The organism is Zoogloea sp. (assembly GCF_017302315.1).
Classification (GTDB): domain Bacteria; phylum Pseudomonadota; class Gammaproteobacteria; order Burkholderiales; family Rhodocyclaceae; genus Zoogloea.
Window position 1 is genome coordinate 1 of sequence record NZ_JAFLDT010000129.1, and the last position, 7,487, is coordinate 7,487.

The following is a 7,487-nucleotide window of genomic DNA, read 5'->3' on the forward strand; positions in this document are numbered from 1 at the left end:
GTTGTTCACGATCGCCAGGATGAGCGGCAGCGCGACCAGCAGGAAGCCGACCGTGATCAGCTTCAGGAAGGACCGTGGATAGTGCACGGACCACTTGAGTGGCCGGGGCATGTCCATGGCGGCCGGGTGTCCCGTCATGCGTCGAAACTGACCTCGGCGGAGCCGATCGGGCCGAAGTCGGCCACGACGGTTTCGCCGGGACGCACCGTCATCGGGACGATGCAGGTGCCTGTCGTCACGACTTCGCCCGCGGACAGGGGCACGCCGAAGCGTGACAGGCGATTGGCGATCCACGCCAGGGCCAGCCTGGGATCCCCCAGGACGTTGCGACCGGCCCCCTGCGCGGAAACCTTGCCATCGGTCCGGACGGTGACGGGGTGTTCCGCGAGATTCATGGAGCGCCAGTCCGCCGTGGTCGCCGGGCCGGACGTCCACCAGCAGGCGCAGGCGTGGTCGGCCAGGATCTGCGGCCCTCCCGCCTTCACGAAATCGGCATAGCGGGAATCGGGGACCTCGATGGCCGGATGCAGCGATTCCACGGCTGCGAGCACTTCGTCGACCGTGTACTCGCTCGACCTTGGCGCGAGGGTCCGGCCCATGCGGAAGGCGAACTCCGCCTCCATCACCAGCATGCCGTTGCCGGCGAGGGAGAAGCGCGCGGGGCTGGGCTTGACGCGCGTGGAAAGGAGCGTCCCCACCAGCGGTCCCGGCACGCCGATGTGCTGCTGGCCGGCCGTGCTGGTGGCGGCGATCTTCCAGCCGACCCGGCTCGCGCCGGCGACGGAGGGCAGCTGGCTCTGTACGGCAAAGCCGTCTTCCTCCGTTGCCGGACGCAGGTGGGCGGGGAGGGCGTCGATCTTCCGGGAACCCTGCCAGGACTCCCAGAGAAAACGGGCGGCGGCAAGGGTGGCGGCGGAATCCATGGGTCGGGTGCTCCTAGGACGGTCTTGAATCGAAGGAAAGACTGCAGCTGAGGTCGGTCCGGCCGCCACGCGGGCGAAGGCAGCGTGGATTCGAATCGTGCCCTGGCCGTTTGATGCCGGCGGTCATGACGCGTGCCGTTCCGCGACTGCGGAACGTGGCGGACGCACGACGTTGAGCAGCGGCTCGCCGCGGGCCTCGGCCTTGGGCAGCATGTCGGCCCGCAGTTCGGGGCCGACCCAGGGGATGTCGTGCTCGGGGATGGCCTCGATGTGGGTGTCGATGGGCGCGTAGAGCATCAGCGCCGGGCCGCTGCCATCGCCAGCCAGCCGGCCCCAGGCATTACCGGTGATCGGATTGACCGGCTGGTAGCTGGCCTTCAGGCCCATGCGGCTCATGTAGTCAGCCATGAACTCGCTGGCCTGGCGCTCTGCGCCGGTGGGGCTGTGGATGTCCACCAGCTGCATGTTGAGCTGCTGCAGGCGGGCGGCGTCGATACGGGCGCACGCGGCCTCGTACCAGGCCTTCTGCTGGGCGTCGAATTCCTTGTGGGGGGTAGCCATGCTTGTGTCCTTTCGAGGTCGGGCGTTCAGATAACCGGGGTCCATTCGGCCGAGTGCTCGGCCATCCACCAGGCGGTGCCGATCAGGCGGTCATCGTCGCCATGGGCGCCGATGGCCTGCACACCGAGGGGCAGCCCTTGGTCGCCGCGGCCCACCGGGTAACTGATGCAAGGCACGTGCAGGAAGGTCCAGATCCGGCTGAACAGGGGATCGCCAGTGGCCGCCAGGCCCTTCGGCGCTTCACCGATCGCCGCCGGGGCGATGAGGGCGTCCACCCCGCGCAGGATGTCGGCCAACTCGGCACGGCATTGCACGGCAAGCGCCTGGGCTTCGGCGATGGCCGCATCGGAGCAGGCCCGGCCCCGCTCCAGCAGGGCGCGCAGCTCGGGGCTGAGGAGGTCGGGCTGTTCGCGCCACTCCCGCTCCAGATGGCGGGCGCCTTCCGCCATGAAGATCAGGGTCTGGGCTTCGATCAGGGCGGTGAAGGACGGCGGCAGCACGATGTCCACCAGGGTGGCGCCGGCCTTGCCCAGGCGTTCGACGGTACGCAGGTAGGCCTCCTGCATGTCGGCATCGGCCTTGTCCCACATCGGCGTGCGGCACACCCCGATCCGCGGCGCGGTGCTGGCCGGCGCGGACGGCGCACGTACCAGCTGGCTGCGCGACATGACCTGACGCGACAGGGTCAGATCCTCGAAGTGGCGCACGAACACGCCCAGGGTATCGAGGGACGGCGCCAGGGCGTGCAGGCCGCCATAGTTGAAATCATCGAAGGTCGGCTTGTAGCCGATGATCCCGTTGAAGCTGGCCGGCCGGATGATGGAGCCGGCCGTCTGGGTACCGAGGCTCAGGGCAACATGGTAATCGGCCACCGCCGCCGCCGAGCCGCTGGACGAGCCACCCGGCGTATGGGCCAGGTTGTGGGGGTTGGCGGTCTTGCCCGGATGGTAGGTGGCGAATTCTGCAGTCACCGTCTTGCCCAGGATCACCGCACCAGCGGCCCGCAACTGGGCCGCGGAAGGCGCGTCCTGCCCCGGACGGTGGCCCGCGTAGATCGGCGAGCCGTAGGCGGTGGGCATGTCGGCCGTATCGATGATGTCCTTCAAGCCGACGGCCACGCCGTGCAGAGGGCCTACCGGCGGACGCGCATCCGCGGCGCGCGCCTGAGCCAGGGCCGCCGCCGGATCGATATGGATCCAGGCCCCCACGGAGGCCTCCCGCTCGGCGATGCGGGCAAGCAGTGCCTCGGTATAACTCACCGAGCTGAGCGCTCCCTTGGCAATGCGCCGGGCGGCTTCCGACGCGCTGATGCTGACCAGATTGTCCATCTGCAATCACTCTCCTGATAGGGGTTGGGTGTGGCGGGGGGCCTCACCGGGAAGGGGTCTGTCCGGCCGGGAATGCGGTGCATCCGCTTGATCTCAAGCAGGCACTTCCGCCAGCCCGGCACCGGCTCGAAGCTCTTTCGGCGACGATTGGCGATTGAAGTTTCCTTCTCGTTTGATTTAAAGTCAATTTACTTTTAGACTAAATTCAACGCAAAACAAAACCAAAGATTGCAGCCGCACGGTGGAGCCGGGGGATCTTCTCCTGGTCCCCTCCCTCCCCCCTCCGCCGTGCGTGCTGCATCCCACAACCCAGAGAGAGCCATGACGAAAAAGATCAAATGCGCCCTGATCGGCCCCGGCAACATCGGCACCGATCTGCTGGCCAAACTGCAGCGCAGCCCGGTGCTGGAGCCGGTGTGGATGGTGGGCATCGACCCGGAATCGGACGGGCTGAAGCGGGCCCGCGAGATGGGCCTGAAGACCACCGCCGAGGGCGTGGACGGACTCCTGCCGCACATCAAGGCCGACGGCGTGCAGATCGCCTTCGATGCCACCAGCGCCTACGTGCATGCCGAGAACAGCCGCAAGCTCAATGAGCTGGGCGTGCTGATGATCGACCTGACCCCGGCCGCCATCGGCCCCTACTGCGTGCCGCCGGTGAACCTGGTCGAGCACGTCGGCCAACGGGAGATGAACGTCAACATGGTCACCTGTGGTGGCCAGGCGACGATCCCGATGGTTGCCGCAATCAGCCGCGTCCAACCGGTGGAATACGGCGAGATCATCGCCACCGTGTCGAGCAAGTCCGCCGGCCCGGGCACCCGCAAGAACATCGACGAATTCACCCGCACCACCGCCGGCGCGGTCGAGAAGGTAGGCGGCGCCAAGAAGGGCAAGGCCATCATCATCATCAACCCGGCCGAACCCCCGCTGATCATGCGCGACACGGTGCATTGCCTGGTCGAGGGCGAGCCGAAGCAGGACGAGATCCGCGCCTCCATCGCCGCGATGATCACCGAAGTGCAGAAGTACGTGCCCGGCTACCGGCTGGTCAATGGCCCGGTGTTCGACGGAAATCGCGTGTCGGTCTTCCTGGAAGTGGAAGGCCTGGGCGACTACCTGCCCAAGTACGCCGGCAACCTGGACATCATGACCGCCGCCGCCGCCCGCACCGCCGAAATGTTCGCCGAGGCGATCCTGGCCGGTGACCTCAAGCTCGAACCCACCGCCGCCGCGTAAGGAACACACCATGGATCTCAAAGGCAAGAAAGTCACCAACGAGCCCGGCGCCCGGCCGCCCGAAGCAGGGCGAGATCCCCTCGGGGGATCGGCCGCCCGGCAGGGCGGACGAGGGGCCGTAACAGTCCACGACATGACCCTGCGTGACGGCATGCACCCCAAGCGTCACCTGATGTCCCTCGAACAGATGAAGAGCATCGCCACCGGCCTGGATGCCGCCGGCGTGCCGCTGATCGAAGTGACCCACGGCGACGGCCTGGGCGGCAGCTCGGTGAATTACGGCTTCCCGGCCCACACCGACGAGGAATACCTGTCCACCGTCATCCCGCTGATGAAGCAGGCCAAGGTCTCGGCCCTGCTGCTGCCGGGCATCGGCACCGTCGATCACCTGAAGATGGCCAAGGACCTGGGGGTCAACACCATCCGCGTGGCCACCCACTGCACCGAGGCCGATGTGTCCGAACAGCACATCACCCTGGCCAGGAAGCTCGACATGGACACCGTCGGCTTCCTGATGATGAGCCACATGAACAGCCCCGAAGGGCTGGTCAAGCAGGCCAAGCTGATGGAAGGCTACGGGGCCAACTGCATCTACGTCACCGACTCGGCCGGCCACCTGCTGCCGGACACCGTCAAGGCCCGCCTGAGCGCCGTGCGCGAGGCCCTCAAGCCCGAGACCGAGCTCGGCTTCCACGGCCACCACAACCTGGCCATGGGCGTGGCCAACAGCATCGCCGCCATCGAAGTGGGCGCCACGCGCATCGACGCCGCAGCCGCAGGCCTCGGTGCCGGGGCCGGCAACACCCCGATGGAGGTGCTGATCGCCGTGTGCAGCCTGATGGGCATCGAGACCGGGGTGGATGTGGCCAAGATCACCGACGTGGCCGAAGACCTGGTGGTGCCGATCATGGACTTCCCGATCCGCATCGACCGGGACGCCCTGACCCTGGGCTATGCCGGCGTGTATGGCTCCTTCCTGCTCTTCGCCAAGCGCGCCAGCGCCAAGTACGGCATCCCGGCCCGCGACATCCTGGTCGAGCTGGGCCGCCGCGGCATGGTCGGCGGCCAGGAGGACATGATCGAGGATACGGCCATCACCATGGCCCGGGAGCGGGGGCTGCTGTAGGCCGGGGGCAGGGATGACTCACGACCGGAGAACCCGGGACGAAATTGTAGAGGCGGCCCACCAGCTGTTTTACGGGCACGGCTTCGGGCATACGTCCCTTTCTGACATCGCCTGCACAGGCAAGCTCAAGAAAGGGAATTTCTTCTATCACTTCAAGACCAAGAGCGAGCTCCTGATCGCGGTGATCGACAGCCGGCTTGCCCGCTCGGTCGCCCTGCTGAGCCAGCTGGAAATGAACGCTGCGTCACCCATGCAGCGGCTCATGGGCTTCGTGCGGTCACAGCTGGACGATCAGGGCGAAGTTCTGCAACACGGTTGCAGCGTCGGCACCCTCTGCATCGAACTCGCCAGGATGCAGAGTCCGGTCCTGCAACATGCTCGGGAGGAGTTCATGCTCCATCAGCACTGGCTGGCCAGCCAGTTTGCAGAAATGGGTCACCCCGACCAGGGGATCACGCTGGCGACCCACCTGCTCGTCCGGGTGCAGGGTGCGGCCATCATGGCCCAGGCCCTCGAAGACCCTTCGATCGGCGCCCGAGAGATCAGCAGCATCGCCTGCTGGCTGCAAGATCTCGCCTCTCACCCGGCTTGCGCCCCCCCGGCCCACCCGGCCGCGTAGTCGACGAAGGCGGCCGGCGGAAGGGCCTTGGCGTAGTACCAGCCCTGCACCGAAAGATCGGACTGCACGGGCAGGAGCTCGAGCTGCCATCGGTCTTCCAGCCCCTCCACCACCAGGGCCAATCCAAGCTGTTCGGCCAGCCCACACATGGCCGAGAAGACACACCGGCCCCGTTCGGAGTGGAGCGACACCGTGAAGCTGCGGTCGATCTTGATTCCATCCACATCGAAGCGATGGAGGTAGCTGAGAGATGAATACCCGGTACCGAAATCGTCGATGTGGATCTTCAGCGCGGCGGCCCTCAGCGTGCCGAGGGCCCATTGAATCTGGGCCTCGTCGGCCAGCAGGGCCTGCTCGGTGATCTCCACCACGAGCCGCCCCGGATAGGGCGCGGCAAGGCTGGCCAGGCGCGACACGGTGGCCGGGTCCATGAGACTGGCTACACCGATGTTGACCGCCACACAGGGAGCCTCCACACCGGTTGCCAGCCAGTCGGAAAGCTGCGCCACGGCAGCCTGCATGACCCATTCATCGACCTCCCGGCTCAAGCCCGCCTTGTCCAGGTCGTTCAGGAAGTCACCGGGCAACTGGATGTTCCCGTCACCATCCACCAGACGCAGCAGGGCCTCGCAGCCGATGACCCGGCGGCTCAGGGGATCGACCTTGGGCTGGTAGTGGAGCGTGAACTCCAGGTCGGCGTACTTCATCAGGCGGGCATCCAGCATGCGCTTCTCGAGCCACTTGCGCTGGGTCACGCCGACCGGGTCATCCAGCAGGAAGCCCGCCTCCTCCTCACGGCGGCTGAAGCTGGTGTCCAGGGCCCGCAGGATCGGCGCCTCGGAGTCGCCCACCCCACGGCTCACCCGGCGCTCCCAGGCGATCACGAAGGGCACATAGATCGCCACTCCCAGCGCAAGGTTGCAGAACTGCAGCAGGATGGCGGATAGGCTGCCTTCGGTGCCGGCAAAGGCATTCAGGCCGATCGGGGTATTGAATGGGAGATCCACGCTCACCGGCGGCACCCAGCCCAGACGCATGGCCGCATAGGTCACCATCAGGTTGGCCAGTGGCGCCAGCAGCAGAGGCAGGTAAAGGCGGACATTGAGGATGAGCGGTAGCCCGAACAGCAGCAGTTCATTGATGTTGAACAGGGCCGGCAGGATGCTGGCAGCGGCGATCATCCGGTGCTTGCGGCTGCGGCTCGCCAGCAGCAGGGCACCGATCAGGGAGGCGGTCGCTCCGCTGCCGCCCAGGAAGACGAAGGCCCCCAGCAGACTGCGGGTCACCGGGTCGGCCGCTGAAGGCACCACCGGCAACACCTCGAAAAGCGGGAGCAGCGCATAGTAGCCATGCACGCCAATGCCCCACAGGGCCGTGTTGAGCACGCAATAGATGACCCCGACCAGCACCGCAGGCATGCCCTGGACCCAGTCCAGCCCCACCGCTCCGACGGGCAAGGCCGTGATGGCCATACCCGCGGCCTCCACCGTGATCGCCAGCAGGACCGCTGCGAGCAGCGTCGGGACGATCAGGTTGAGCACCTCGCTCACGTTTTCGCCTGCCTGCGTGGCCTGGAAGGACAGGCGGGTCCAGCGCATCTGGCGCAGGCGCCCGATCACGGGTACCACCCATACCGGCCCCAGCACCGCAAACACGATCAGGAACTGACGCGCCCATTCACCATGCCTGGC

Annotated in this window: 7 protein-coding genes; 3 read left to right on the forward strand and 4 right to left on the reverse strand. The window is 66.8% G+C overall.

What is annotated here, in order from left to right:
* Nucleotides 1–134: 134 nt before the first annotated feature.
* The 3 genes from J0L98_RS20675 to J0L98_RS20685 all read right to left on the reverse strand — a co-directional run bounded on the left by J0L98_RS20675 (nucleotide 135) and on the right by J0L98_RS20685 (nucleotide 2,812).
* Nucleotides 135–923, reverse strand: coding sequence for a fumarylacetoacetate hydrolase family protein (locus J0L98_RS20675; protein ID WP_296414024.1), 789 nt, complete (start codon nucleotides 921–923; stop codon nucleotides 135–137).
* Between the two features lie 123 nt (nucleotides 924–1,046).
* Nucleotides 1,047–1,484 (reverse strand): hypothetical protein, encoded by a 438-nt coding sequence (locus tag J0L98_RS20680; protein WP_296414026.1) that lies wholly within the window; start codon nucleotides 1,482–1,484, stop codon nucleotides 1,047–1,049.
* Nucleotides 1,485–1,510: 26 nt separating this feature from the next.
* The gene (locus J0L98_RS20685; RefSeq protein WP_296414028.1) at nucleotides 1,511–2,812 is read right to left on the reverse strand and encodes an amidase; all 1,302 of its coding nucleotides are present in this window, start codon (nucleotides 2,810–2,812) and stop codon (nucleotides 1,511–1,513) included.
* 321 nt (nucleotides 2,813–3,133) lie between these two features.
* Between J0L98_RS20685 and J0L98_RS20690 the strand changes: the two genes are divergently transcribed.
* From J0L98_RS20690 to J0L98_RS20700, 3 genes are read left to right on the forward strand one after another with little or no spacing between them, the layout of a single operon-like run.
* Nucleotides 3,134–4,051, forward strand: coding sequence for an acetaldehyde dehydrogenase (acetylating) (locus tag J0L98_RS20690; RefSeq protein ID WP_296414030.1), 918 nt, complete (start codon nucleotides 3,134–3,136; stop codon nucleotides 4,049–4,051).
* Nucleotides 4,052–4,061: 10 nt separating this feature from the next.
* The gene (dmpG, locus tag J0L98_RS20695) at nucleotides 4,062–5,177 is read left to right on the forward strand and encodes a 4-hydroxy-2-oxovalerate aldolase (protein WP_296414031.1); all 1,116 of its coding nucleotides are present in this window, start codon (nucleotides 4,062–4,064) and stop codon (nucleotides 5,175–5,177) included.
* A 13-nt stretch (nucleotides 5,178–5,190) separates the two neighbouring features.
* Entirely contained in the window at nucleotides 5,191–5,796 is a 606-nt protein-coding gene (locus tag J0L98_RS20700; protein ID WP_296414033.1) for a TetR/AcrR family transcriptional regulator, read from the forward strand.
* Here J0L98_RS20700 and J0L98_RS20705 read toward each other — a convergent pair.
* A partial coding sequence (locus J0L98_RS20705) for an EAL domain-containing protein (RefSeq protein WP_296414034.1) occupies nucleotides 5,757–7,487 on the reverse strand: 1,731 nt, incomplete at its 5' end. The genes J0L98_RS20700 and J0L98_RS20705 overlap by 40 nt on opposite strands.